Here is a 23400-nt window from a genome sequence, read left to right as displayed (position 1 = left end):
CCAGTGTCCGAAAACCCCGTACGCCCCGTCGTCCACGTCATGACGGGGTTGCCGGCCTCGGGGAAGACGACGGCAGCGCGCGCCCTGCAGGCCGAGGCCGCGGGCCGGATGCGCCGCGTCAACCTGGACGACCTGCGGGCCATGCTCGACCTGCCCGACCCGGAGCGCGGCCGCTCGTACCGGCACGAGCAGACCGTACTGGCCGTCCAGGACGCGGCGGTGCGCGCGGCCGTGGACGACGGCTTCGACGTGGTCGTCGACAACACCCACCTGACCTCCCGCATCCCCAAGCGGCTCAAGGCCGCGGTCGCCGGGCGGGCCACCTTCGTCGTGCACGACTTCACCGACGTGCCGCTGGAGGAGTGCCTGCGCCGGGACGCCGCGCGGGAGCGGCCCGTCGGCGAGGAGATCATCCGGATACTGAACGACAAGCACGTGAACGCCAAGAAGGGCGGCTGGCGGCTCACCGCGGAGTGGCTGAACGACCAGCCCGCGGTCGAGCCGTACGTGGCCGACCCGGCGCTGCCCTCGGCGGTGATGTGCGACATCGACGGGACGCTCGCGCTGACCGGCGACCGCAGCCCGTACGACTTCTCGCGCTGCGAGATCGATGTGCTCAACGAGCCGGTGCGGTACGCGCTGGACGCCTTCCGGCGCGCCGACGGCGACACGATCGTGCTGCTGTCCGGCCGCGGCGAGGAGCACCGGCCGCAGACGGAGGCGTGGCTGCGGCGGCACGAGGTGCCCTACGACGAGCTGTGGATGCGCCCGCTCGGCGACACGCGCCGCGACGACGTGGTGAAGACGGAGCTGTTCGACGCGCACGTGCGCCACCGGTACGCGGTGCGGGTGTCGCTGGACGACCGGGACCGGGTGGTCGCGGTCTGGCGCCGGATGGGCCTGCCCACCTGGCAGGTCAACTACGGCGACTTCTAGGCGGGCAGCCGCGGGCAGCCACGGGGCCTGCCCATACTGGGTCCATGAGCGTGTTGATCGTGGACGCCGCGAACGTCGTCGGTTCCGTACCGGACGGCTGGTGGCGGGACCGGCGGGGCGCGGCCGAGCGGCTGCGCGACCGGCTCGCGGAGCGGGACCCGGCCGGGGGCGGGGAGATCGGGGAGATCGAGGAGATCGTCCTCGTCGTCGAGGGCGCCGCCCGGGGCGTCGAGTCCGTGCCCGGAGTACGGGTGGACCCGGCGCCCGGGAGCGGTGACGACCGGATCGTGGAACTGGCCGCCTCCTGCGCGGAGCGCGGCTGTGTCGTGGTCACGGCGGACCGGGAACTGCGCCGGCGGGTCCGGGCATACGGGGCGGAGTGTGTGGGGCCGCGTACCGTACGCCCGGCGGAGTGACCGGAAGGGTCAGTCGCACCACTTCACGCGGTCCAGGTTCTTCACGTAACGGGCGGTGACCCAGGCCCGCTCGACGTCCTTCCGGTCCTTGCGGTCCTCGCCGTCCTTGCGGTCCTTCCGGCCCTCGCCGTCCTCGCGGTCCTTGCGGTGGTCCCCGTCCTTCCGGTGGTCCCCGTCCTTCCCGTTCCTGCCGTTCCTGGCGCCTTCGCCGTCCACCTCGTCCGAGTCCTCCGACCCGTCCTCCACCCCGTCTTCCACCCCGTCCTCCGACCCGTCCTCCGACGAGTCCTGGGCCTGCTGTCCTTCGTGCTCCCGTCCTTCGTGCTCCCGTCCTTCGTGCTCCCTGCCCTCCTGCTCCTCCTTGAGGCGCAGGAGGTACCAGATGTCGTTGCCGTCGATCGACTCGCCGTGCGTCTTGCACACGATCCCGACCTTCTGGCCCGGCCTCACGTGCCCCACGGACTCCGAGCGGGTGCTCGGCTTGCTGCGGATCTTCAGCGGGCCGCGCGAGACGACCTTGCCGATGGTGTACTTCCTGTCGTGGTGGGTGCCGGACTGGTCGTGCTCCGGCTTGAGAACGGCGGTCTCCCGCGACGGCGTGTCGGTCGTCGGACCCTCGTCCGCGACGGCGGCGCCCGCGCCGACCAAGCCGAGCACCAGGCTTCCGGCGGCGAGAGCGAGGACGGCCTTGGTGGGCTTCTGCATGTGCAGGCTCCTCTACGAAGACATCCGCCCGGCCGTGGTCTGCCACGTGCCGGGGCGGCAACCAGTCGGTCGCCACGGTCGACTATGGCGAGGGCGGGTCGAAGCGACCCGGTGACGCACCGCCGCTTAGCCCGAAATGCCCAATCAGTACCCCCGGATCGAGAATCGGACCATGGGCGCATCGCGCAGCCGAGGCACCCATTCGAGGGACTCCGGTGTCCCGTACATCTGGCTGGCATTTCCGGCAGTGCTTGTCGTGCCGTCCCGCAGGGCATCGCACGATCACGCGCATCCGGCGAGGAGGGGTCCGATCATGCAGACGAACAAGGGCGTGGTGGCGAGCGGGATTCCCGGCGCGGTGCGGGTGAAGAGCAGTGCCGGCGTGGGAAACGGCAACTGCGTGGAGGTCGCCGCCCTGGCGGGTGGCGGCGTAGCAGTGCGGAACGCGCGCTTCCCGGACGGGCCGGCGCTGGTGTTCACCACCGCCGAGATCGAGGCGTTCATCGACGGCGTCAAATATGGAGAATTCGACCATCTGGCCGAATGAAGACTCAAGTGGCCCGGGGCTGCCCATCACCCGTACAGGTCACCCGTCCATGCGCGGGCCCGGGCCCGACGCCACAGTGGGTCCCATGGGTATCGATGACTACAGCGGCGGCCCAGGGGCCCAGCAGACCGGCGTGCTGGTCGTGACGACGAACGACGCCCCCGGCTACCGCCGACGTGGGGACCGAGGTGCGCGTACGGGACCGCCGTCGTGCTCGCCCCCTCCTCCTCTTGACCCCCCACGGACCCCGCCCACCGGATGGCAGCAGACCGCCGACCGGGTCGTGAGGGTGATCCGCCGGGCCGGGGGCCTCAAGGGGACGCGGGCGCCCGTTCCTCCCGCCGCCGCGGCTCCTCCCGTACGGGCCCGGGCCGCGGGTCGCGGAGCCCGGCCGCCAGCCCGGCGATGACGACGACCAGGCCCAGCCACACCGGCAGGCCCGGCATCCCGCCGCCCGAGAGCGCGCCGATGGCGGCCGCGGCGAGGGGCGCGACCCCGGTCAGCAGCCCGGCCCGGCCGGCGCCCACCGCGGCCACCGTGCGGTACCAGAGGAGGAACGCCACCGCGGTCACCATGACGGCGAGGTACCCGGCGGCCGCCCACTGGGCCGGACCGAGGTCCAGCAGGTCGGACGGGCGCTCGGTGAGCAGCGTCAGCACCCCCAGCATCACGGCTCCCAGCCATACCGCGTGCACCGACACCCCCCACGGCCCGTGCCGCCGCAGCACCGGTACGGCGAGCAGGGTGAAGCCGGCCTCGCAGGCGAGGGCGAGCGCGGCCCAGGCCACCCCGGCGGCGTCCGTGCGGCCGGTGCCCTCCACCAGGACGGCGCCCGCCACGACCACCGGGGCCGCCAGCAGGATCCTGCGACGGGGGCTGCGGCCTTCCAGCAGCGGGCCGATCACCCCGAGGAGGACCGGTACGGAGGCCACGGCCACGGCGATCACGGCCGGTTCGGCATGCGCGACACCGCGTACGACGGCCACGTTGAACAGCACGAGCCCGGTGGCCGCGATCCCGGCCAGCCACAGCCACTCCCGGCCGCGCGGGCGCAGGACCGGCACCCGGGCGACCCGGGCGAAAGCGAGCAGGAGCAGGGTGGCGGCCGCGTAGCGGACGGCCTGCGTGGCGAACAGCGGGGCGTGGACCAGGGAACGCGAGACGGTGACGCTGCCGCCGACCAGCACCATGCCGATGGCGCCGGGGGCGAGGTCACGCAGCGCGCTGGGCGCCGGGGGAGCGGAGGTGTTCATGCCGCCCAGCCTCTGCCAGCATTGGACCCATGAACAGTGCCGAACAACCCCGGCCCAAGGGGTCCAAAAGCGGTGGGACCCCCGGTGGATCGGACTTCCTTCAGCTCGACGTCGGCCAGGCGCCCCCGGGCGGCCGCACCGAGTGGCTGACGGCCCGCATCCGCGCCGCCATCGCCGACGGCACGCTGCCGGTGGGCAGCAGGCTCCCGGCGGGCCGGGTGCTCGCGGCGGAGCTGAAGGTCTCCCGCGGTCTGGTCACCGAGGCCTACCAGCGGCTGGCGGACGCCGGTCAGGTGGTGGGCCGAGGCCGGGCGGGGACGGTCGTGGTCGCCGCGCCCGTGGCCGCGGCCGTCCCGCGTACGCCGGATGCGTCCGGCCCGCACGGCCCGGTGGCACCGTCCGGCCCGGCCCGCCCGGTCCGTTCCGGCGCGCCGGTCGATCCGGTCGACCCGCTCGGGCCCGCAGGACCGTTCGGGCCGCAGGCCGCCGGCCCCCTCGTGGACGCCCTGCGCGCCGTGCCCGCCCGGATCGACCTCTCGCCGGGCGTGCCGGACCTCACCGCCTTCCCGCGTACGGCGTGGCTCCAGGCCGAGCGCCGCGTCCTGGCCGGCCTCACCCCCGCCGACTTCGGCTACGGCAACCCGCAGGGCACGCCCGCGCTCCGGGCAGCGGTCACCGGCTGGCTGGCCCGCAACCGCGGGATCCGCGCCGACCCCGACGAGGTCGTCGTCGTCGCGGGCGTCGCCCAGGCGCTGGGCCTGCTGGCCCACGTGCTGCGGGAGGAAGGCGTACGGCGGATCGCGGTGGAGGACCCCGGCTCGCTCGGCGCCCGCCGGCAGCTGGAGTACGGGCGGCTCGAGACGGTGCCGGTACCGGTGGACGAGAGCGGGCTGGACACCGCCGCGCTCCGGGCGAGCGGAGCCGCAGTGGTGCTGCTGACCCCGGCGCACCAGTTCCCGACCGGGGTCGTGCTCGACGGGGAGCGCCGCCGGGAGCTGCTCGGCTGGGCGGCGGCCGGGGGACTGGTCGTCGAAGACGACTACGACGCCGAGCACCGCTACGACCGCGCACCGGTCCCCGCACTGCGCGCCCTGCTCCCCGAGGGCGTCTGCTACGCCGGGAGCGTGTCCAAACTGCTCGCCCCCGCGCTGCGCATGGGCTGGCTGCTGGTCCCGCCGCGGCTGCGCGACGCGGTGGTCGCCGCGAAACGCTACGCCGACCTCGGCAATCCGGTCCTCGCCCAGCTGGTGCTGGCCCGGCTGATGGAATCGGGCGAGCTGGAGCGCCACCTGCGCTTCGTCCGGCGCCGCCACCGCCGCAGGCGGGACGCCATGCTCCGGGCGATCGCCGCGCACCTGCCGGGCGCCCGGGTGCACGGAGCGGCGGCGGGCCTGCACCTGATGGTCACCTTCGACGGCGCGGCCTTCGAGGACACCGCTCTCGCCGCGGCGGCCCTGGCCCTCGGGGTCAAGGCCCACCCGCTGTCCTGGCACCGGATCCGGCCGGGCGCCCCGGGGCTGGTCCTCGGCTATGCGGCGGGCCCGCCGGGCGAGCTGGAGGAGGGGATCGCCCTCCTCGGCCGGGCCCTGACCCGACTCCGCTGAGCACCGCGCACCCCTCGGCGCCGCCCTCCGGCGGGCCTCCCCCGGGCACCGCCTCAGGAGGTGCCGGGGGCGAACTTTATGCTCGGGTGCATGCACCACGCGTCCGCCCCCGACATCACCGTGATCATCGCCGTCTACAACGCGATGCCCTACCTCAACGAGTGCCTCGACTCGGTGCTGGGGCAGACCCTGGGGGCCGCCCGGCTGGAGGTCATCGCGGTCGACGACGGTTCCACGGACGGCAGCGGCGCCGAGCTGGACCGCTACGCAGCCCGCTGCCCGCAGCTGCGCGTACTGCACCAGCCGAACTCCGGTGGCCCCGGCGGCCCGCGCAACCGGGCCCTCGACCTGGCCCGCGGCCGGTACGTCTTCGTCCTCGACGCCGACGACCACCTCGGCCCCGAGGCACTGGAGCGGCTGCTGGACATGGCCGAGACCCAGGGCAGCGACCTCGTGCTCGCCAAGCAGGTCGGCCTCGGCCGGACGGTGTCGCAAAAGGCCCACCGGCACGCCGAGGAGGCCGACCTCCACACCTCGGAGGTCTACCGCTCGCTGCACTCGGCCAAGCTGATGCGCCGTCAGGTCATCGAGGACGCGCACCTGCGCTACCCGGAGGACCTCTGGTACGGCGAGGACCAGGTCTTCGTGACGGAGGTGTTCCTGGCCGCCGGGAAGATCTCGGTCGTCGGCGACTACGACTGCTACTTCCTGCGCCTCCGGGACGACGGGCAGAACCTCACCGCCCGCACCCGGACCGCGGGCGAGACCGTGGCGCACATCGAACGCGTCATGGCCCTGGTGGCCGAGCGGGTGCAGGACCCGGTGGGGCGGCGCCGGATGCTCGGCCGGCACTTCCGCAGCCTGCTGCGCACGGCGCTGCGGCCGGCCGTCGAGGCCCGCCACGAGGACCCCGGCTTCACGGCGGAGGTGTACGAGCGGGCGCGGGCGCTGGTGCAGACGTACTGGCGGCCGGACATGGGCGGCGAGCTGCCGCGGATCGACTGGATCCGGCTGTACGCGTTCGCCTGCGGCCCGCTGCCCGCCTTCGAGCAGCTGATGGAGTACGACCCCGCGCAGGAGCCGGCGCCGCAGGAGATCGTCGACAACGGCCGCGTGTACCGCTGCTACCCGCTGTTCCGGGACCCGGCGGCGGGATTGCCGGACGTGCTCTTCGACGTGACCGAAAAGCTCAAGACGCTGCACCGGCTGGCGTCGCTGACCTGGCAGGGCGGGCGGGTACGGCTGACCGGCCACGCGTACATCGAGACGCTCGGGACCGGGCGCATGCAGAGCGAGCTCGTGCTGCGGGCGCGGGAGACGGGCGACGAGCACCTCGTACCGGTCCGGGCCCGCCCCGCGCCGGAGCTCACGGAGCAGGACCCGGAGCTGACGATGGCCGGCTTCCTGGCGGAGCTCGACCTGGCCACGGTGGCCGCGGGCGGGCCGATCCCGCCGGGCACCTGGGACTGCTTCCTGAACGTACGGGCGGACGGGGTCACCCGCACGGTCCGGCTGGGCCGCCGGCACGCGCCGGAGCTGGACCGGACGGCGCGCCGGGCCAAGGTCCTCGCCCGCGATCCGGGCGGCGCCACCGAACTCGCGGCGGCCGCCTTCTTCACCGCCTACGGAAATCTGAGCTTCGAGGTGGTCCGCCGGATCCCGCTGCCCACGGCCTGAAAAAGTTTTTCGAAATCGGCGGCAACCTCACGGGGGGTCGCGCGTCGTGCGGGGGTGAAGGGCGTCATCCCGCGTCCTCGACCCGACCGTGGAGAACCACCGTGATGAACCTGAAGCGCGTCCCCCTGACCGTCCGCCGGGCGGCCGTCACCGCTGCCGCCGCCGGGGTGGTCGTCGCTCTCGCAGGACCCGCCTTCGCCGCACAGGGGGCCTCGGCCACCCCGTCGCCCGTCCCCAGCGCGCCGTCGAGCGCGACGCCGAGCGTCCAGCCCACGCCGTCGCGCAGCGTCCCGCCGACGTCGGCGCCGAGCGTCGCGCCCACGCCGTCGCGCAGCCTCCCGCCGACCACGTCCGCGCCGAGCGTCCAGCCCGGTGGCAAGCCCGGCGCGGAGCCCTCGGCAGCCCCTTCCCCGGCCGTGGACGAGCTCGCGCACACTGGCTCCTCCGCCACCACCGCCGCCATCGGGGCCGGGGCCGCCGGGCTCATCGCCGCCGGGGCCGGCACCCTGTACGCCGTGCGCCGCCGCGCCAACGGCTGAGGAATCCCGTGCTCCACCTCGCACCACCCGCACCGTCCGCACGCCCCCTCACGCTCGGCCTCGGCCGGGCGTGGCGGGGCTTGTGGGCGTTGGTGCTGCGCCGCGAGCGCGCCGCCCCGCCGACGCCCGCGCAGCCGTACGGGCACGGGTACGGGACCGGGCCCGGGCACTACGGGACCGGCTACGGGACCGGGTACGGGACCGGGTATGACGCCGCCCTGCGCGACGACGCGCCGCAGCCCACCGTCACCGAGCTCTACCACGCGCACCGGCTGCGCATGGTCCGGCTGGCCGTGCTGCTCGTCGACGACCTGGCCACCGCCGAGGACGTGGTCCAGGACGCCTTCACGGCCCTGTACCGGCGCCACGGAGAGCACATCAGAGAAGTCGACAACGCGCTGGGCTATCTGCGCACCGCCGTCGTCAACACCTCCCGGTCCGTGCTCCGCCGCAGACGCACGGCCCGCGCGTGGACCCCGCCGGCGACGGCCGACCTGCCGTCCGCCGAGGATCACGTCGTCCTCGACGAGGCGCACCGCGAGGTCCTCGCCGCACTCGGCCGGCTGACCCCCCGCCGCCGGCAGGTCCTCGTACTGCGCTACTGGGCCGAACTCAGCGAGGCGGAGATAGCGGCCACCCTCGGGATCAGCCGGGGCGCGGTGAAGTCGAACGCGAGCCGCGCCCTGGACGCGTTGGAACGGATTCTGGAGGGACGGATATGACGCGCGGCGAACGCCCCGTCGAACGCAGGCTGCGCCAGGCCCTCGACGCCCGCGCGGCCGGGATCACGGTCCGCGGGCTGCGGCCCGCGGATCCGCCGGGGCCGCACGTGCGGCGGCTGCCCGCCGCGCGGCTGCGGCTTGGCCTGCGCCGGTTCGCGCTGCCGCTGGCGGGACTGGCCGCGGCTGCCGCCGCCGTGGCCGGGTACCTCGTACTGGCCCCGGACTCCTCCCCGGCCCGACCGGTGCCGCCGGCCTCGCCGCCCGAGATCACCGGACCCGGGCCGACGCCGGATTCCGGGGCGGGCACCGGTACCGCGCACCCGTCCGTGGTGCCGTCCCCGCTGCCGTCCACGGCCCCCGGGACCCCCTCGGCACCGGCGCCCGTCCCGACGCCGACCCCGTCGGGTCCGCGTTCGGCCCAGCCCTCGAGGTCCCAGAGTCTGTCGGCCGTCCCGTCGTCCCCGCCGCGGCCGTCCTCGTCGCCCCCGAGCCCCGATCCCACTAAGAGCTAGGCCGGGTGTTCTCCACCGCCGCGACCAGCGGGGCGAGTTCGGGGTTGCGCGCCGCCTCGTCCAGCGCCTCGCGCAGCGCGGTGTCGTTGGTCGGCCGGGCGGCGGCCAGCAGGGCCAGGCCGGCCTCGCTCACGTCGGTGTAGATGCCCCGCCGGTCCGTGTCGCAGATGTAGCGCTTCAGCAGCCCGCGGTCCTCGAGCCGGCTGACCAGCCGGGTGGTCGCGCTCTGGCTGAGCACGACCGAGTCGGCCACCTGGTGCATCCGCAGGTGGCCGCCCGGGCCGCTGTGCTGGCGGCTCAGGACGTCCAGCAGGGAGTACTCCCGCACGCTCAGCCCGTGTCCGGCCTGCAGGGCCCGCTCGATGTACGCCTCGATCCGCCCGTGCAGGAGGGAGAGGGCGCACCAGCCCTGGGCGAGGCCGGTGAGTGCGCTGTCGGTGGCCGTCATGGGCTGCTCCTTCGAACCGTGTCCCCCGTGTCCCCACAGGTGCCATCCCAGGATAGGCCACCGGTGCAATAGCCCGCGCTTGCAAATATATCGCGCGTCTGCAATTAATGTGGACGCACGTAAGCGGCGACCGCAAGTGCCGCGCACTGCACCACCACCTCCCCCTTGAAGGGCACCCCTCATGCCTCTCGCACTCCTCGCCCTCGCCGTCGGGGCCTTCGGGATCGGCACCACCGAATTCGTGATCATGGGCCTGCTCCCCGAGGTCGCCGCCGACTACGGCGTCTCGATCCCCACCGCCGGCTTCCTGGTCACCGGCTACGCCCTCGGCGTCGTACTCGGCGCCCCGCTCATGACCGTCCTCGGCGCCCGCGTCCCCCGCAAGCGCATGCTGATGCTGCTCATGGGCCTGTTCATCGCGGGCAACGTGCTCTCCGCGCTCGCCCCCGCCTTCGGCGTCATGCTCGCCGGGCGCGTCGTCGCCTCCCTCGCCCACGGCGCCTTCTTCGGCATCGGATCGGTGGTCGCCGCTGGGCTCGTCGCCCCCGAGAAGAAGGCCGGCGCGATCGCCATGATGTTCACCGGCCTGACCGTGGCCAACGTCATCGGCGTCCCGCTCGGCACCCTCGTCGGCCAGACCCTCGGCTGGCGCGTCACCTTCCTGATCGTCGCCGCCCTCGGGGTCCTCGGCCTGCTCGGCATCGCCGGACTGGTCCCCGAACTGCCCCGTCCCGAGGGCGTCCGGATCCGCCACGAGCTGGCCGCCTTCCGCAACGTCCAGGTGCTGCTCGCCATGGCGATGACCGTCCTCGGCTTCGGCGGCGTCTTCGCCGCGATCACCTACATCACGCCGATGATGACCAACGTCGCCGGATTCGCCGACACCTCCGTCACCTGGCTCCTCGTCCTCTTCGGCCTCGGCATGGTCGCCGGGAACCTCGTCGGCGGCCGGCTCGCCGACCGGGCCCTGATGCCGATGCTCTACGTGTCCCTGGGCGCCCTGGCCCTGGTCCTCGCCCTCTTCACCCTCACCGCCCACGGCAAGGCCGGCGCCGCCGCCACCGTCGTCCTCATCGGCGCCCTCGGCTTCGCCACCGTCCCGCCACTGCAGAAGCGGGTCCTCGACCAGGCCGCCGCCCCCACCCTGGCCTCCGCCGTCAACATCGGCGCGTTCAACCTCGGCAACGCGCTCGCCGCCTGGCTCGGCGGGCTCGTCATCGCCGCCGGGCTCGGCTGGACCGCCCCGAACTGGGTCGGCGCCGCGCTCGCCGCTTCCGCCCTGGTCCTCGCCCTCGTCTCCGGCGCGCTGGAGCGGCGTACGGCCTCCCGCCCGGGCGGCGGCCGGGTCGTCGCGGCCGGAGCCCCCGCCGCCGTCCCGCTCCCCGCCCACCACTGATCCACGACCCCTCGTACGCCGCGCACCACGATCCAGGAGAACCCCCGCATGTCCGGCACCACCACCCCCGCCCGTACCGCCGTCGCCCCGCTGACCACGGAGGACGCCGAACTCCTCGTCTCCGCCGCCCGCACCGCCGCCGAGCAGGCCGGGGTCACGGTCAGCGTCACCGTCCTCGACGCCGGCGGCCACCTGCTCGCCTTCCGCCGCGACGACCGCGCCGTGCTGATCTCTGGCGAGACCAGCACCCGCAAGGCCTTCACCGCGCTCCAGCTCGACGCCCCGACCGCCGACCTCGTCGACGCCGTCCGGCCCGGCGGGCTCTTCCACACCCTGCCCACCGCCCTCGACCGGCCGCTGCTGTTCATCGCGGGCGGGCTGCCCGTCCACCGCGACGGCCGGCTCATCGGCGCCATCGGCGTGGGCGGCGGCGCCCCCGACCAGGACGCCGCCTTCGCCGCCGTCGCCCTCGACGCGCTGGTCTGAGGCTCTCGCCCCGGCCTCCGGGTCGCGCGCCCGTGTCCCCCGTGCCACGTTGGTACGGGGAACAGGGGTGCATGATGCGACAGTCCAGGCAGGTCAGAAGAAGCCACGTCATCGCGACGGCAACCGTCGCCGCGCTGGTCTCCCTTGCCGTCCCCGGCTGCACGGCCGCCTCGGACGAGGCCCGCAGCCCCGGCAGCACGACCGGCTCCGCCCTCGCCACCACCACCTCCGCGGCCCCCGTCCCCTCACCGACCCCCTCGTACCCGCTGTCCACCACCCCGCGCACCATCCCGGCCGTACGGGAGCACACCCCGGCCCGCGGCCCCGGCTGGAAACCGGCCCCCGACGCGCGGGTCGTCGTACCGCCCGGGAACGCCGCAGCCCTCGCCGACGAGGGAAAACTGCTCGCCGGTGAACTGCGCATGGGCTTCGCCGAGACGGCCGACCCGCGCCCCGGCGACGTGGAACTGGCCCTCGGCTCCAAGAACTCCGGGCCGCCCGAGTCGTACACCCTCACCGTCCAGGGCGGCCGGGTACGGGTCACCGGCCCCGACGAAGCCGGGGTCTTCTACGGCACCCGCACCCTCAAACAGGCGGTGAAATCCGCGGGTTCGGCCCCCGAGGGCACGGTGCGCGACGCCCCGGCCAAGCCCCAGCGCGGTCTGAACCTCGACATAGCCCGCAAGAACTTCACCGTCGGCTGGATCGAGGACGAGCTGCGCCGGATGGCCGACCTCAAGCTCAACCAGCTCGGCCTGCACTTCTCCGACGACCAGGCCTTCCGGATCCAGTCCGACACCCACCCCGAGATCGTCTCCACGCCCCACCTCACCAAGGCCGAGGTGCGGCAGATCACCGCTCTCGCCGCCCGCCTGCACATCACGGTCGTCCCCGAGCTCGACTCGCCCGGCCACCTCGGCGCGGTGCTGCGCGCCCACCCCGGACTCCAACTGCGCGACGTACAGGGCAGGGCCGTGAAGGGTGCCGTGGACATATCCGACCCGGCCGCGGCCAAGCTGATCGACGAACTGCTCCGCGAGTACCTGCCGTTGTTCCCCGGGGGGCTCTGGCACCTGGGCGCCGACGAGTACCAGGCGCTGGTGTACCGCGATCCGCAGGCCTCCTTCCCGCAGCTCGCACGGGCGGCCCGGCAGAAGTACGGGCCCTCGGCGCGCGTCCAGGACCTGGCCGAGGGCTGGCTGAACAACCGTGCGGACGTGGTGCGTCCGGCGGGCAGGGTGCCGAAGGCGTGGAACGACGGCTTCTTCACCGGAGGCGTGGTCCGGGCGGCCAAGGACATCCAGGTCGAGTACTGGACGGGCAAGGAGCTCGGGGCCCGGCCGCCGCTGGAGTACCTGCGCGAGGGCCGCAAGCTCGTCAACCTCAACGACGAATACCTCTACTACGTGCTCGGCCAGCCGAACCAGTTCACCTACCCCACGGGCCGGCGGATCTACGAGCAGTGGACCCCGCTCGTGCTGCGCGGCACCACCGCGGTGCCCGCGCGGTACGCGGCGCAGATCCTCGGCGCACGGCTCGCCGTGTGGTGCGACCTGGCCGGCGCCCAGACCCAGGCCCAGGTCGCCGAGGGGATCCGGCTGCCCCTGGCGGCGCTGGCCCAGAAGGTCTGGGACCCCCGCCCGCCGCAGCCCGCCTGGGCCGGCTTCAAGGCGCTCGCCGACCGGCTCCAGCCTCCGGGGTGACCCGCAGACTCGCCCGTACTCGCCGGCCCGACCGCTGTACGCCCTGTTCGGATGGATGAACGCTGAGCTGCCGGGCGGCTACGAAGTGCAGGGAGCCCGCCCCGCCGTACGCGGCTTGCCAGACGACCCGGGCCCGGCCATGATCCGCCGGACACCCCCTAGCTAGCCCCGGCCCGCGCGCTGCCAGCGGCGCCGGACCCACTGGCCGACCAGGGGCAGGGCCAGGACCGCGGTCAGGGTCCAGGCCGCGGCGAATCCCCAGATCAGCGGCAGCGACACCGTGACCGAGGCCGCGACCAGCAGGGCCAGCGTCACCGCACCGAGAAGGCAGGCGGCCAGGGTGCGGTGACGCGGGCGTGTGTGCGCGGAGCGCAGGATCCGGTCGAGGGAGCGGTCACCCTTGAGATCGGCCTCGATCGCGGAGAGGGCTCGCCGCTCGCGGTCGGACAGTCCGGCTCCGTCCATGACGACCTCCATCGGCTGGCGTCGCCCGGTGGCGCGCACCGCAGCCTCTGGCCTGCGAATACCCGACCTGGCGCGGCCCAACCCTCGGAGGCCGCGCCCGGCCGGGTGACGGCCTCCGGGCCGGGGTCACCAGATGGAGTTGACCCACTCCGGGTGGTCGATGAACGGGTTGCGGTTGTGCTGGTAGGTGTCGAATATGACCTGGTTGCGACGCTGCTCGAAGGCGTCCGGCGGGTCCTGCTGGTTCCACTGCTTCAGCAGGCTGATCCGCCCGAACAGCGGGGCGGTGCCGTTGTTGACCTTGTCGTTCATCTCGAGGTCCGGGAAGCCGTCGCCGCCCTCGTAGCGCACGGCCATGTAGAGCAGCATGCGGGCGACGTCGCCCTTGACCGCGTCGCGCGGCTCGAAGGAGTCGGAGTCGGTGAAGCTGCCGGGGGCCTCCGAGACCGGGCTGCCGCCCATGTCGAAGTCCTTGTTGCCGCGCGTGCTGTTGACCGTGACGTCCTCGGGGCGCAGGTGGTGCAGGTCCGTGCCGGGGCCGGTGGCGGTGCCGAAGTCGCCGTGGCTCTTGGCCCAGACGTGCTCGCGGTTCCAGTCGTCGGCGCCGCCGCCGTTGGTGGACTTGGACTGGGAGCGTCCGGAGTAGACGAGGATGACGTTGTTCGGGTTCGCCGGGTCCTGGTCGGTCACCTTCAGCGCGTTCCACACGCCGTCGTAGGTCACCGTGGACTGGTTCTTGATGATGTCGTGGAGCGCGGTCTTCAGCGCGGCTCCGGTCTTGCCCTCGGCGGCCGCGTAGTACGCGTCGACGGAGGTGGCGGTGGTGGTGGTGGTGGTGGTGGTGGCTGCCGCGTCGGCGTGGGGGGCCGCCGTCCGCTGCTGGCCGGCCGACGCGGTGGCCGGAATGAGGACGAGGGCCGCTACGGCGAGGCCGGCAACCCAGGGGGTGCGTGGGGAGATTCTCATGGTGTGGGGGATACCTCTTCGCAGGCACCGCCCCCGCCATGGCAGTTGGCGGGGCATCAGGTGGCAGAGCAGAGGCTCACATTGTCATGTGCCCAACAGGTAAAATCCATGTGTCGGAAGGCCGGATTCTGCCCCCGCCGATCACTGGGCCGAACGGGTGAGGACCTCTTGGCAGGACGCTCCGTTGCGGGCACGGTGGCGGGGGCCCCGCCCCCGGGGCCGAGCGGACCGTGAACACCATGAACACCCCTACCGGGAGCAGCCCATGGCAGTGAAGATCCTCATCGTGACCGGCGACGCGGCGGAGTCGCTGGAGGTCCTCTACCCGTACCAGCGCCTGCGCGAGGAGGGGTACGAGGTCCACATCGCGGCGCCGGCGGTCAAGAAGCTGCGGTTCGTGGTCCACGACTTCGAGGAGGGCTTCGACACCTACACGGAGAAGCCCGGCTACACCTGGCCCGCCGACGTGGCGTTCGCCGACGTGGTCCCGGAGGAGTACGCGGCCGTGGTCGTCCCGGGCGGCCGGGCGCCGGAGTACCTGCGCAACGATCCCGAGGTGCGGCGGATCCTGGCCGCGTTCTCCGGCTCCGACAAGCCGATCGCCCAGATCTGCCACGGCCCGCTGATCACGGCCGCGAGCGGGGGGCTGGACGGCCGCCGGGTGACCGCGTACCCGGCGCTGGAACCCGACATGAAGGCCGCCGGTGCCGCGTACGAGGACTCCGAGGCCGTGGTCGACGGCACCCTGGTCTCGGCCCGCGCCTGGCCCGACCACTCGGCCTGGATGCGGGAGTTCCTGAAGGTGCTGAGCGCCAAGGCCCCGCTGGACTGACGTCCGCGGTGGCCGTGTCGGTGGAGGCGGTGAAGAGGAGGCTCCCCATTCCCTTGTGAAGGGTCCGGATCCGGGACTGACGGGGCGGCTGTGGTGTGCTGAGGTGGGATCGTCAACCCTCGCGGTTGCGACCACCGCTGTTCGCAGGGCAGTTGAAAGGACACCACCGTGACTGGACCCTTGGGCCGGCGCAGCTTCCTCGGCGCGGCCGCAGCCCTCGGCGGCGCCGCGCTCGTGGGCCCGCTCGCGCCGCTGGCCCAGGCCCGCCCCACCGCGTCCCGGCCGGACGTCCTTCCCACCCCGCCCGGATTCCAGCCCGAGGGCATCGCTGTCTCGCCGGGAGGGCTCGCCTACACGGGGTCGCTGATCGACGGTGCGATCTACCGCGTGGACCTCGCCACCGGGGCCGGGCGGATCCTGACCGCAGGACAGGGCCCGGGCGTGATGTCCGTCGGACTCAAGCTGGACGGGCACGGCCGGCTGCTCGTCGCGGGCGGTGTGACCGGTCAGATCCGCGTCGTGCACGCCGGTGACGGCCGGGTGCTGGCCACCCACCGGGCGGCCACCGGGACCGCCTTCGTCAACGACGTCGTCGTCGGCTGCGGCGGAGCCTGGTTCACCGACTCCTTCAACGACGTCCTGTACTTCCTGCCCGCCGGTTCAGGCTCCGGCACGGGCGAGGCCCCGCGCGCCGTGGCGCTCGGCGGAGCGTGGGTCCCGACCCCGCCCGGCGGCCAGGTGTTCGGCTCCAACGGCATCGAGCGGACCCCGGACGGCCGGGCGCTGCTGGTGGTCAACGACAACGCGAAGGCGCTGTTCCGCGTCGACCCGCGCACCGGCGCCGCCGCCGAGGTCCCGCTCGACGGCGGATCGGTGGGCAACGGCGACGGGCTCGTCGTCCACGGCCGCACCCTGTACGTCGTCCGCAACTGGGACTACGCCGTCGACGTGTTCACGCTCGACGCGGACGGCCGCCGGGCCCGGTTCGTCCGGCAGATCACCGATCCGCGCTTCGACGAGCCCACGACGGCGGCGGTCCACGGCGGCCGCCTCTACGTGGTGAACGCCGCCTTCGACTCCGACTGGACGAATCCCGCCACCGCGTCGACGATCGTCAGCTGCCCGTTGTGATCACGGGGGCGGGCTCGTTCCGGTAGGCCGGGCCGAAGTTCTTCTTCACGGCCGCGTCCCAGGACCCGTCCTGGACCATCTTCTTCAGGGCGGCGTTGATCTTGGTCTGGAGATCCTTGTTGCCCTTCTTGATGCCGATGCCGTAGTTCTCGTTGCTCAGGCTCAGCCCGACCAGCTTGAACTTGCCCGCGTTCGCCTTCTGTGCGGCGTACCCGGCCAGGATGGAGTTGTCCGTGGTGAGGGCGTCGACCAGGCCGTCCTGGAGCGCGATGACGCACTCCGAGTAGCCGTCGAGCTCCAGGACGCTGGCCTTGGGGGCCAGCTTCTCCTTGACGTTCTGCGCCGAGGTGGAGCCGGTGACCGAGCAGAGCTTCTTGTTGTTGAGGTCCTCGGCCTTGGTGATCGAGGCGTCGTCGGCGCGGACCAGCAGGTCCTGGTGCGCGAGGAAGTAGGGGCCGGCGAAGTCGACCTTCTCCTTGCGTTTGTCGTTGATCGAGTAGCTGGCCGCGACGAACTTGACCTCGTTGTACTGGAGCAGCAGCTCGCGGTCGGAGCTGTCGACCTTCTTGAACTCGATCTGCTCCGGCTTGTAGCCCAGCTCCTTGGCGATGTACGTCGAGACGTCCACGTCGAAGCCGGAGAAGGTCCCGTCCTGCTCGCGCAGCCCGACACCCGGCTGGTCGAACTTGATGCCGATGGAGAGGTTCCCCGTGGGGCCGCTGTCACCGCCGCACCCGGAGGCGGTCAGGGCGAGGCCGATCACTGCGGCCAAAGCACCAGCCTTGGGAACCTTCATGCTGCACTCTTTCCTAGGGAACGCGGGACGCGCTGCGGGATCGCCGGCAGCGGGTGGAACCGCGGGAACGTAAGAAGCGTCAAGACGCGTGTACGAGGAAGCTAGGAAGGTGGCGGGCGCGATGTCACTGGAATTGAGCAAAACTTGAGGTAACGATCCGGCGCGACTGGCGTTTCTGCGGCCAATTAGGCTCCGAGCGGGATAAAGGGGGCTGGGGTGCGGCGGCGGAATCGGCGCGGTTCGGTGGAAATGCACTGCTCCTGGGCGAAGGGGGCCGGTCCGTTTTATCCGTACATTGCGCCTCCCTGAGTCCGGTATCCACGGGCTGTCGCCGGGCTGGGGGCATTCCCGCTGCGCCGGGTGGCAGGGCCGCTTGGTGCTGCCGCGGCAGCCGTGGCTGGACGGAATCAGCCCGGGCGGCAGGGCGGTGCGCCGGTTCGTCGACGTACCGCTCGGGCTCGGCGGCGCGGTGGGCGGGCCGGGGATGTCACGGACCGTAATCGGCCGGGTAAACATTCAAACTGGTGGTCGAGTTCAGGCCCGGCGATGGGTATGATCTCCCGCAGCAAGGCTGTAGCGCAGAGGTCGTCGCGCCCAAGCATCGAGCTGGAGGACGTCGGTTCGAATCCGACCGGTCTTGCGTCTTCTTCATGTCGTTGTGGACGCCGGGCACCGGCGAAGGACCGGTGGAGTGGTGATGACACAGCCGACACCCGTACGGTGCCCCGCGATCGAGCACCCCGACCTCCCGCTCGCCGACCCGGCCGGGCTCGAACCGCTGATCGCGCGGCTCGCCGCGCGGGAGGACGTGGAGGCCGACGAGGCCTTCCCGATCGGGACCCTGCGCGCGGACGGCCGCGTCGACCTGTGCAAGCAGGGCCTCGGGCCGGCCGGTGCCGCCCGGGTGGCCGCCGTCGCCGCGGGCTCCGCCCACGCCCGGCACCTGCTGCTCGGCACCAACTCCATCGGCGACGAAGGAGCCCGTACGCTCGCGGGCGCCCTCGCCGACGGACACGGACTGCACACCCTCTACCTCGGCTGCAACCGGATCGGCCCCGACGGCGTGGCCGCCGTCGCGACCGCCCTCGCGGACGACACCGACGTCAAGGCCCTGTGGCTCAAGCGGAATCCGGTCTTCGAAGACGGCGCCCGGACCCTCGCCGCCCTGCTGCGCCGCAACCGGACCCTGCGCACCCTCGACCTGGTCAACACCGGCATCGGGACCGAGGGAGTACGTCTCCTCCTCGACGCCCTCCGCACCCGCGAGACCCCGCTCGAACGGCTCTTCCTCGGCGGCAACGGCCTCACCGCCGAGGACGCGCCGCTGCTCGCCGCCCTCATCCGGGAGGCCGGGGTGCGCGAGCTGTACCTCCCGGCCAACCACCTCGGCGACGAGGGCACCGCGATCCTGGCCGCCGCCGCGGCCGCCGACCCCGCGCGGCCGGTCCGCCTCGGCCTCGGCGGCAACGGCATCGGCCCGGCCGGCGCCCGGGCCCTCGCAGACGCCCTCGGCGGGATCGAAGCCCTCGACCTCGGACGGGCGATGTCCGAGCGCAGCCTCGGCTCGACCGGCAACGACACCGGCGACGAGGGCGCGTACGCCCTGGCCGCCGCACTCCCCGGCAGCCCGCTGCGCCGCCTCGAACTGCGCCACACCGGGCTCACCGGGCGCGGCGCGAAATGCCTCCTGGCCGCGGTGCCCGACCACTCCCCGCTCGAGTACGTCGGTCTGGGCCCCGGCCTGCCCCGCAAGGTGAAGCGGTCCTTCACCGCGCGGCTGCGCCCCGCCCGGCCCGCCCACCCCGACCTCGGCGCCATCACGAGCGTGTACCGGTGAGCGCGCGCACCGAACTGCCCGGCGGGTTCCTGGAAGAGGACGGCCCGGCCTGGCAGCGGATCCGCCGCTACGCCGTACCCGGCTGGATGATCGAGCGCGCCACCGGGCACCGGCTGGCCGGTGACTGGCGGGCGGCGTGCGCGGCCGCCGCCGTGGACATCAGGTTCGACCTGCCCCGACTCGCCGCCCGGCACGGAGCCCCCGTCGCGGAGGCGGTGGAGGAGGACCTGCGCCACCTCGCCCCGGACCTGGTGCGCTGGCACCTGCCCCGAGTCCTGGGCGGCCGTACGACCATCGACCCCGACGTGCGCGTCCTGCTCGCCCGCTACGGGGCCGACGCCGACGCCGACGCACCGGTGCTGTCGGTCACCACCGGCCCGATGATCGACGGGCCGCAGCGGCTGCTGCTGCACTGCGCGCCCGTCGACCCGGCGGAGCACAGCCGCGTCTATTTCGGCGTCAACCAGCTGCGCGCCGAGGACTGGACCGCGGCCCGCCCGCTCTGGGACGCCCGGCACACCGCCGCCCTGCGCGAGCGCCACACCGGCGGCGCCGGGCGGCTGCCCTTCTTCCGTCCGGACGGCACCCCGCTGCCTCCGGCCGAACTGCCCACTGCCGATCCCGGCGCGGCCGACCCGGCCGGGCACGCCGAGTGGGTCGCCCTGCTGCACGCCCGCGGCGAGTTCGCCGAGGCGTACGAGGCCGCGGGCATCGAGCGGGACCTGACCGTGCCCGAGGAGTCCGGCGCCTACGGCCGTCCGATGGACCCGGAACGCCTCATGGCGTCGTCCTCGGCCGACCTCACCCGGCTCGGGCCGGAGGTACGGCGCCTCGCGGAGGCCGGAGCGGGCGAGCGGTTCCGGATGGCCGTGGACTGGCGCGGCAGCCTTCTGGTGGAGCGGGTCGGCTCCGGTCCGGACGGCCGGCTCCGGGCCCGTGCGATCACCCGGGACGAGACGAAGGAAGTGGCCCGGCTGCCGCTGTTCGCCTGGAAGCGGCTCCCCGACCTCGAACTGGTCCGCACCGGCCGGATCACCCCGCGCGAGCTCCACCCGCTCGTCGCCGAGGCCCTGTTCCCCGCGGCCGGCCCCGCCGTCGGCCCGCCCGGCCCCGCCGAGGCGAAGCCCGTACGGGTGCGCTGCCGCGGCGAGTGGCACGAGGTCCGCTCCCAGGGCGGCGTACTGGACCTGCTCCCGCACAGCCGCGAGGAGCAGCAACGGGAGCGCGCCATGCGGGCGTTCGGCGGCGCGATCGAGGGCTGCTTCGCCGTGCAGCAGATCTGGACGACGGGCGAGGGGCGGCTGCCGCGCGCCCTGCGGGCGGAGCAGCGGGACCTGTTCCTGCGCGCCCAGCACGGGGACACCCCGGGCGTCGGAGCGCTGCTCGACGCGGGCATGGATCCCCGGATCCGGGACGCCCGCGGGTACACGCTGCTGCACCTGCTCCACCTCCTCGACCACGAGGCCCTGCTGCCACGGCTGCTGGCGGCGGGCCTGGACCTGGAGGCCCAGGCCAAGTCGGGGCACACCCCGCTGCAGATCGCGGTCCAGTACGGGGGTTCCGCGGACCTGGTCCGGGCGTTCGTCGAGGCCGGCAGCCGGATCGACGTCACCGACGATTCGGAACTGTCACTGGCCCAGGTGGTCCGCCGCTACAAGCGCACCGACCTCGCCTTCCTGCGCGGCCGGGTGGAGGAGGAGTTCCCCGACATCGGCTCCGAGTGGTTCGACGAATACATGGACGAGCGCGAGTCCGACGAAGAGCACGAGGACGACGAGGACGCATGAGCACCCAGCCGCAGCGCGGGCCGCAGCCGGACCCGCATCCGCAGCCGTCGCGGGCCCTGGCGGCGGCCGACGCCCTGGGTGCCCGGCTCCGCGCGACCCGCACCGAGCCCGCGACCAACCCCCAACTCGAAGCCCTGGCACTGGCCGTGACGGCCAATCAGCCCGTCCTGCTGTGGGGTGAGCCGGGCATCGGCAAGTCCGCCGGGATGCAGCAGCTCGCCACCGCCCTCGGCGTCGAGCTGGAGACGGTCATCGCCAGCGTCCACGAGCCGTCCGACTTCGCCGGTCTGCCCATCGTCGGCGACGACCCCGCCACCACCGGCGTGCCCATGGCCCCGCCGGACTGGGCGGTACGCCTCGCCCGCACCGGCCACGGACTGCTGTTCTTCGACGAACTCTCCTCCGCGCCGCCGGCCGTGCAGGCGGCCCTGCTGCGCGTGGTCCTCGAACGCCGGATCGGCAGCCTCGTCCTGCCCGAGTCGGTACGGATCGTCGCCGCGGCCAATCCGCCGTCCAGTGCGGCGGACGGCTGGCACCTCAGCCCGCCGCTGGCCAACCGCTTCGTCCACCTCGACTGGACGCACAGCCCGCGCACCGTGGCCCGCGGTCTGGCCGGCACCTGGCCCGAGGTGGCCATCCCGGCCGTCGATCCCGCCCGCGCCTCCGGGGCCGTCGCCCGCGCCCGCGGCGTGATCTCCGGCTTCCTGACCGCCCGGCCGGGCCTGGTCCACCACATGCCGAACGAGGCCGAGGGCCGCGGCCGCGCCTGGCCCTCCCCGCGCACCTGGGAGATGGCGCTGCGGCTGCTGGCCACCGGGTACGCGGCCGGCGCCGGCCGGGAGGCCCTGGCCGCCGCGCTCACCGGCGCCGTTGGGGACGCGGCCGGGATCGAGCTGCTCTCGTACGTGGAACACCTCGACCTGCCCGACCCGGACCGCGTGCTCGCCGACCCGGACGCCTTCGCCCTGCCCGAACGCGGCGACCGGCAGCTGGCCTTCCTCATCGCCGTGGTCGCGGCCGTCCAGGGCGAGCTCACCCGCCCCCGCTGGGAGGCCGGCTGGGCGGTCCTCGCCAAGGCCGTGGACGCGGGCGTGCCCGACGTGGCCGCGCGTGCGGCCGGCGACCTGGCCGCCATGCGCGACCTGGACTGGCCCGTGCCCGCCGGGATCGACGCGTTCGTCGAACTGCTCCAGCTCTCCGGCGCCCTGCCGGGCGGCGGCTGACCGGCCGGTGACGGTGCCCATGGACGGCCCGGCGGCGGGCGGCGGATCGGCAGGCGGCTTGTCCGCGAACGGAGCGCCGACGAACGGAGCGCCCGCGGGCGGGGTGCCCGCCGACGCCCGCCTGGACCGGGCGAAGCTGCTGGCCGCCCGGTACAAGGCGGCCGAGGCCCGGCCGTACTTCGCCTCCGCCCTGTACGCGCTCACCGTGGTCCCCTCGGCCGGGGTCCCGACGATGGGTGTGGACCGGCACTGGCGCTGCTACGTCTCGCCCGCCTTCGTCGACGCGACGCCGGTGGCGGAACTGGCCGGGGTGTGGATCCACGAGGTGGCCCACCTGCTGCGCGACCACCACGCCCGGGCGGACCGGCTCCCGGCCGCCGACCAGCGCGACCGGGTCCGGGTCAACATCGCCCAGGACTGCGAGATCAACGACGACCTCCTCGCCGACGGGCTGGCGCTGCCCGAGGGCCGGATGGAGCCCAGGCTGTTCGGCCTGGCCACCGGCGGGTTGTTCGAGACGTACCTGCCCGCGATCCCGGCCACCCCGCCGCACGCACCGGACTGCGGCTCCGGGGCCCACGGCACTCCGATGCCCTGGGAGCTCGCCGAGGGCGCGGGTCCCGCCCGGATCGGCCCGGTCGAGGCGGAGGCGCTGCGCCGGCAGACCGCCCAGGCCATGCGTGCCCACCAGCGCACGCGGGGGAGGCTCCCGGCCGGCTGGCAGCGCTGGGCGCAGGAGCTGCTGGAGCCCACCGTCGACTGGCGCCGCGCACTGTCCGGGGCCGTACGGGAGGCCGCCGCCTGGGCGGGGGGTGCGGTGGACTACACGTACCGCCGCCCCTCGCGCCGCACTCCGGCGCTCGGCGGCCGCGTGGTGCTGCCCAGCCTGCGCCGGCCGCTGCCGCGCGTCGCGATCGTCATCGACACCTCGGGGTCGATGGGCGAGGACGACCTCGCCGCCGCGCTCGGCGAGGTCACCGGCGTCCTGCGGGAGGTGGGCGTCCGCGGAAACCGGGTCGCGGTACTGGCCTGCGACGCGGACGTGCACACCGTGGCCCGGGTGACCAGCACCGAGCAGGTGGCCCTGGCCGGGGGCGGCGGCACGGACATGCGCGTCGGTATCCGCGCCGCGCTGGCCATGCCGGACCGGCCGAACATCGTCGTCGTGCTGACCGATGGATTCACGCCGTGGCCGGATGAGACCCCTTCCTGCCGGCTGATCGCCGCGCTGATCGGGGCCGGTGCACCGCAGCCGCCGGACTGGGTGGAGACCGTACGCGTCGTCACCGGACCGTGACCGCACGGCGCCGGCCCCCGCTGCGGTGGTGGAACCGGAGCCGGTGGGGCGTACGGGACGCGATCGAGTTCCTGACCGCCAACCGCGGCGCGGGCGAGGGTCGTCGGAGGCCCGCCGTGGCC

Annotated in this window: 23 protein-coding genes, 1 tRNA gene and 1 pseudogene; 19 read left to right on the top strand and 6 right to left on the bottom strand. The window is 73.9% G+C overall.

What is annotated here, in order from left to right; all coding sequences use genetic code 11:
• The first annotated feature begins 3 nt into the window (after positions 1 to 3).
• Both AB0I68_RS12550 and AB0I68_RS12545 read left to right on the top strand, forming a co-directional pair.
• Positions 4 to 936, top strand: coding sequence for an AAA family ATPase (locus AB0I68_RS12550; protein ID WP_363177221.1), 933 nt, complete (start codon positions 4 to 6; stop codon positions 934 to 936).
• A 44-nt stretch (positions 937 to 980) separates the two neighbouring features.
• On the top strand, positions 981 to 1352 hold the full coding sequence (locus tag AB0I68_RS12545) for an NTP pyrophosphohydrolase (RefSeq protein ID WP_363177220.1): 372 nt from the start codon (positions 981 to 983) through the stop codon (positions 1350 to 1352).
• A gap of 9 nt (positions 1353 to 1361) precedes the next feature.
• Here the strand turns inward: AB0I68_RS12545 and AB0I68_RS12540 are convergent, their stop codons facing one another.
• The gene (locus tag AB0I68_RS12540) at positions 1362 to 2057 is read right to left on the bottom strand and encodes a hypothetical protein (protein ID WP_363177219.1); all 696 of its coding nucleotides are present in this window, start codon (positions 2055 to 2057) and stop codon (positions 1362 to 1364) included.
• A 313-nt stretch (positions 2058 to 2370) separates the two neighbouring features.
• Here AB0I68_RS12540 and AB0I68_RS12535 point away from each other — a divergent pair, with 313 nt between their 5' ends.
• Complete coding sequence (locus AB0I68_RS12535; protein WP_363177218.1) at positions 2371 to 2604, top strand: DUF397 domain-containing protein; 234 nt, start codon at positions 2371 to 2373, stop codon at positions 2602 to 2604.
• 311 nt (positions 2605 to 2915) lie between these two features.
• On the opposite strand, the gene AB0I68_RS12530 is transcribed toward AB0I68_RS12535, so the two are convergent.
• Complete coding sequence (locus tag AB0I68_RS12530; RefSeq protein WP_363177217.1) at positions 2916 to 3857, bottom strand: EamA family transporter; 942 nt, start codon at positions 3855 to 3857, stop codon at positions 2916 to 2918.
• Positions 3858 to 3886: 29 nt separating this feature from the next.
• Between AB0I68_RS12530 and AB0I68_RS12525 the strand changes: the two genes are divergently transcribed.
• The 5 genes from AB0I68_RS12525 to AB0I68_RS12505 all read left to right on the top strand — a co-directional run bounded on the left by AB0I68_RS12525 (position 3887) and on the right by AB0I68_RS12505 (position 8911).
• Positions 3887 to 5461 carry a PLP-dependent aminotransferase family protein gene (locus AB0I68_RS12525; protein ID WP_363177216.1) on the top strand — a complete coding sequence of 525 codons (1575 nt, stop codon included), beginning with the start codon at positions 3887 to 3889 and terminating at the stop codon, positions 5459 to 5461.
• A gap of 90 nt (positions 5462 to 5551) precedes the next feature.
• On the top strand, positions 5552 to 7138 hold the full coding sequence (locus tag AB0I68_RS12520) for a glycosyltransferase (protein ID WP_363177215.1): 1587 nt from the start codon (positions 5552 to 5554) through the stop codon (positions 7136 to 7138).
• Positions 7139 to 7242: 104 nt separating this feature from the next.
• Positions 7243 to 7677 carry an LAETG motif-containing sortase-dependent surface protein gene (locus tag AB0I68_RS12515; RefSeq protein ID WP_363177214.1) on the top strand — a complete coding sequence of 145 codons (435 nt, stop codon included), beginning with the start codon at positions 7243 to 7245 and terminating at the stop codon, positions 7675 to 7677.
• Between the two features lie 8 nt (positions 7678 to 7685).
• Positions 7686 to 8399, top strand: a complete 714-nt coding sequence (locus AB0I68_RS12510) for a SigE family RNA polymerase sigma factor (RefSeq protein WP_363177213.1) — start codon at positions 7686 to 7688, stop codon at positions 8397 to 8399.
• Positions 8396 to 8911, top strand: a complete 516-nt coding sequence (locus tag AB0I68_RS12505; protein ID WP_363177212.1) for a hypothetical protein — start codon at positions 8396 to 8398, stop codon at positions 8909 to 8911. The genes AB0I68_RS12510 and AB0I68_RS12505 overlap by 4 nt, the downstream gene beginning before the upstream one ends.
• Here AB0I68_RS12505 and AB0I68_RS12500 read toward each other — a convergent pair.
• Positions 8901 to 9359 (bottom strand): MarR family transcriptional regulator, encoded by a 459-nt coding sequence (locus AB0I68_RS12500; RefSeq protein WP_363177211.1) that lies wholly within the window; start codon positions 9357 to 9359, stop codon positions 8901 to 8903. The genes AB0I68_RS12505 and AB0I68_RS12500 overlap by 11 nt on opposite strands.
• Positions 9360 to 9540: 181 nt before the next feature.
• Here AB0I68_RS12500 and AB0I68_RS12495 point away from each other — a divergent pair, with 181 nt between their 5' ends.
• The 3 genes from AB0I68_RS12495 (at position 9541) to AB0I68_RS12485 (ending at position 12944) form a co-directional block, all read left to right on the top strand.
• Positions 9541 to 10755, top strand: coding sequence for an MFS transporter (locus tag AB0I68_RS12495; protein WP_363177210.1), 1215 nt, complete (start codon positions 9541 to 9543; stop codon positions 10753 to 10755).
• A gap of 48 nt (positions 10756 to 10803) precedes the next feature.
• Positions 10804 to 11241, top strand: a complete 438-nt coding sequence (locus tag AB0I68_RS12490) for a heme-binding protein (RefSeq protein ID WP_363177209.1) — start codon at positions 10804 to 10806, stop codon at positions 11239 to 11241.
• Between the two features lie 74 nt (positions 11242 to 11315).
• Positions 11316 to 12944, top strand: coding sequence for a family 20 glycosylhydrolase (locus tag AB0I68_RS12485; RefSeq protein ID WP_363177398.1), 1629 nt, complete (start codon positions 11316 to 11318; stop codon positions 12942 to 12944).
• A gap of 162 nt (positions 12945 to 13106) precedes the next feature.
• Here the strand turns inward: AB0I68_RS12485 and AB0I68_RS12480 are convergent, their stop codons facing one another.
• Together AB0I68_RS12480 and AB0I68_RS12475 are read right to left on the bottom strand one after the other, a co-directional pair.
• The gene (locus tag AB0I68_RS12480) at positions 13107 to 13409 is read right to left on the bottom strand and encodes a DUF3040 domain-containing protein (RefSeq protein ID WP_363177208.1); all 303 of its coding nucleotides are present in this window, start codon (positions 13407 to 13409) and stop codon (positions 13107 to 13109) included.
• Between the two features lie 126 nt (positions 13410 to 13535).
• Complete coding sequence (locus AB0I68_RS12475; protein ID WP_363177207.1) at positions 13536 to 14375, bottom strand: endonuclease; 840 nt, start codon at positions 14373 to 14375, stop codon at positions 13536 to 13538.
• Positions 14376 to 14640: 265 nt separating this feature from the next.
• Between AB0I68_RS12475 and AB0I68_RS12470 the strand changes: the two genes are divergently transcribed.
• Positions 14641 to 15207, top strand: coding sequence for a DJ-1/PfpI family protein (locus AB0I68_RS12470; RefSeq protein ID WP_363177206.1), 567 nt, complete (start codon positions 14641 to 14643; stop codon positions 15205 to 15207).
• A 168-nt stretch (positions 15208 to 15375) separates the two neighbouring features.
• Positions 15376 to 16338, top strand: coding sequence for a twin-arginine translocation signal domain-containing protein (locus AB0I68_RS12465; RefSeq protein ID WP_363177205.1), 963 nt, complete (start codon positions 15376 to 15378; stop codon positions 16336 to 16338).
• Here the strand turns inward: AB0I68_RS12465 and AB0I68_RS12460 are convergent.
• A complete protein-coding gene (locus tag AB0I68_RS12460) occupies positions 16322 to 17134 on the bottom strand; it encodes a glutamate ABC transporter substrate-binding protein (protein WP_363177204.1) in 813 nt (270 codons plus the stop codon). The genes AB0I68_RS12465 and AB0I68_RS12460 overlap by 17 nt on opposite strands.
• Before the next feature lie 254 nt (positions 17135 to 17388).
• On the opposite strand from AB0I68_RS12460, the pseudogene AB0I68_RS12455 reads away from it, so the two are divergent.
• The 6 genes and pseudogenes from AB0I68_RS12455 to AB0I68_RS12430 all read left to right on the top strand — a co-directional run.
• Positions 17389 to 17597 (top strand): annotated as a pseudogene (locus AB0I68_RS12455) (hypothetical protein); the annotation flags it as partial.
• A 104-nt stretch (positions 17598 to 17701) separates the two neighbouring features.
• A tRNA-Arg gene (locus AB0I68_RS12450) sits at positions 17702 to 17774 on the top strand.
• A gap of 57 nt (positions 17775 to 17831) precedes the next feature.
• Positions 17832 to 18971 (top strand): gala protein, encoded by a 1140-nt coding sequence (locus AB0I68_RS12445; RefSeq protein ID WP_363177203.1) that lies wholly within the window; start codon positions 17832 to 17834, stop codon positions 18969 to 18971.
• The gene (locus tag AB0I68_RS12440) at positions 18968 to 20758 is read left to right on the top strand and encodes an ankyrin repeat domain-containing protein (RefSeq protein WP_363177202.1); all 1791 of its coding nucleotides are present in this window, start codon (positions 18968 to 18970) and stop codon (positions 20756 to 20758) included. Before AB0I68_RS12445 ends, AB0I68_RS12440 begins: the two co-directional genes overlap by 4 nt.
• A complete protein-coding gene (locus AB0I68_RS12435; RefSeq protein WP_363177201.1) occupies positions 20755 to 21981 on the top strand; it encodes an AAA family ATPase in 1227 nt (408 codons plus the stop codon). The genes AB0I68_RS12440 and AB0I68_RS12435 overlap by 4 nt, the downstream gene beginning before the upstream one ends.
• Positions 21982 to 22084: 103 nt before the next feature.
• Positions 22085 to 23278, top strand: a complete 1194-nt coding sequence (locus AB0I68_RS12430; RefSeq protein WP_363177397.1) for a VWA-like domain-containing protein — start codon at positions 22085 to 22087, stop codon at positions 23276 to 23278.
• Positions 23279 to 23400: the final 122 nt, after the last annotated feature.

This window comes from Streptomyces sp. NPDC050448 (assembly GCF_040655295.1).
Lineage (GTDB): Bacteria > Actinomycetota > Actinomycetes > Streptomycetales > Streptomycetaceae > Streptomyces.
This window is presented reverse-complemented; position numbering and strand designations above follow the sequence as displayed.

Coding starts and splice junctions, on each gene's coding strand:
- AB0I68_RS12495 (WP_363177210.1), top strand. CDS start 9,541: ATGCCTCTCGCACTCCTCGCCCTCGCCGTCGGGGCCTTCGGGATCGGC.
- AB0I68_RS12535 (WP_363177218.1), top strand. CDS start 2,371: ATGCAGACGAACAAGGGCGTGGTGGCGAGCGGGATTCCCGGCGCGGTG.
- AB0I68_RS12540 (WP_363177219.1), bottom strand. CDS start 2,057: ATGCAGAAGCCCACCAAGGCCGTCCTCGCTCTCGCCGCCGGAAGCCTG.
- AB0I68_RS12490 (WP_363177209.1), top strand. CDS start 10,804: ATGTCCGGCACCACCACCCCCGCCCGTACCGCCGTCGCCCCGCTGACC.
- AB0I68_RS12520 (WP_363177215.1), top strand. CDS start 5,552: ATGCACCACGCGTCCGCCCCCGACATCACCGTGATCATCGCCGTCTAC.
- AB0I68_RS12470 (WP_363177206.1), top strand. CDS start 14,641: ATGGCAGTGAAGATCCTCATCGTGACCGGCGACGCGGCGGAGTCGCTG.
- AB0I68_RS12445 (WP_363177203.1), top strand. CDS start 17,832: ATGACACAGCCGACACCCGTACGGTGCCCCGCGATCGAGCACCCCGAC.
- AB0I68_RS12475 (WP_363177207.1), bottom strand. CDS start 14,375: ATGAGAATCTCCCCACGCACCCCCTGGGTTGCCGGCCTCGCCGTAGCG.
- AB0I68_RS12515 (WP_363177214.1), top strand. CDS start 7,243: ATGAACCTGAAGCGCGTCCCCCTGACCGTCCGCCGGGCGGCCGTCACC.
- AB0I68_RS12505 (WP_363177212.1), top strand. CDS start 8,396: ATGACGCGCGGCGAACGCCCCGTCGAACGCAGGCTGCGCCAGGCCCTC.
- AB0I68_RS12485 (WP_363177398.1), top strand. CDS start 11,316: ATGCGACAGTCCAGGCAGGTCAGAAGAAGCCACGTCATCGCGACGGCA.
- AB0I68_RS12525 (WP_363177216.1), top strand. CDS start 3,887: ATGAACAGTGCCGAACAACCCCGGCCCAAGGGGTCCAAAAGCGGTGGG.
- AB0I68_RS12435 (WP_363177201.1), top strand. CDS start 20,755: ATGAGCACCCAGCCGCAGCGCGGGCCGCAGCCGGACCCGCATCCGCAG.
- AB0I68_RS12500 (WP_363177211.1), bottom strand. CDS start 9,359: ATGACGGCCACCGACAGCGCACTCACCGGCCTCGCCCAGGGCTGGTGC.
- AB0I68_RS12530 (WP_363177217.1), bottom strand. CDS start 3,857: ATGAACACCTCCGCTCCCCCGGCGCCCAGCGCGCTGCGTGACCTCGCC.
- AB0I68_RS12460 (WP_363177204.1), bottom strand. CDS start 17,134: ATGAAGGTTCCCAAGGCTGGTGCTTTGGCCGCAGTGATCGGCCTCGCC.
- AB0I68_RS12480 (WP_363177208.1), bottom strand. CDS start 13,409: ATGGACGGAGCCGGACTGTCCGACCGCGAGCGGCGAGCCCTCTCCGCG.
- AB0I68_RS12545 (WP_363177220.1), top strand. CDS start 981: ATGAGCGTGTTGATCGTGGACGCCGCGAACGTCGTCGGTTCCGTACCG.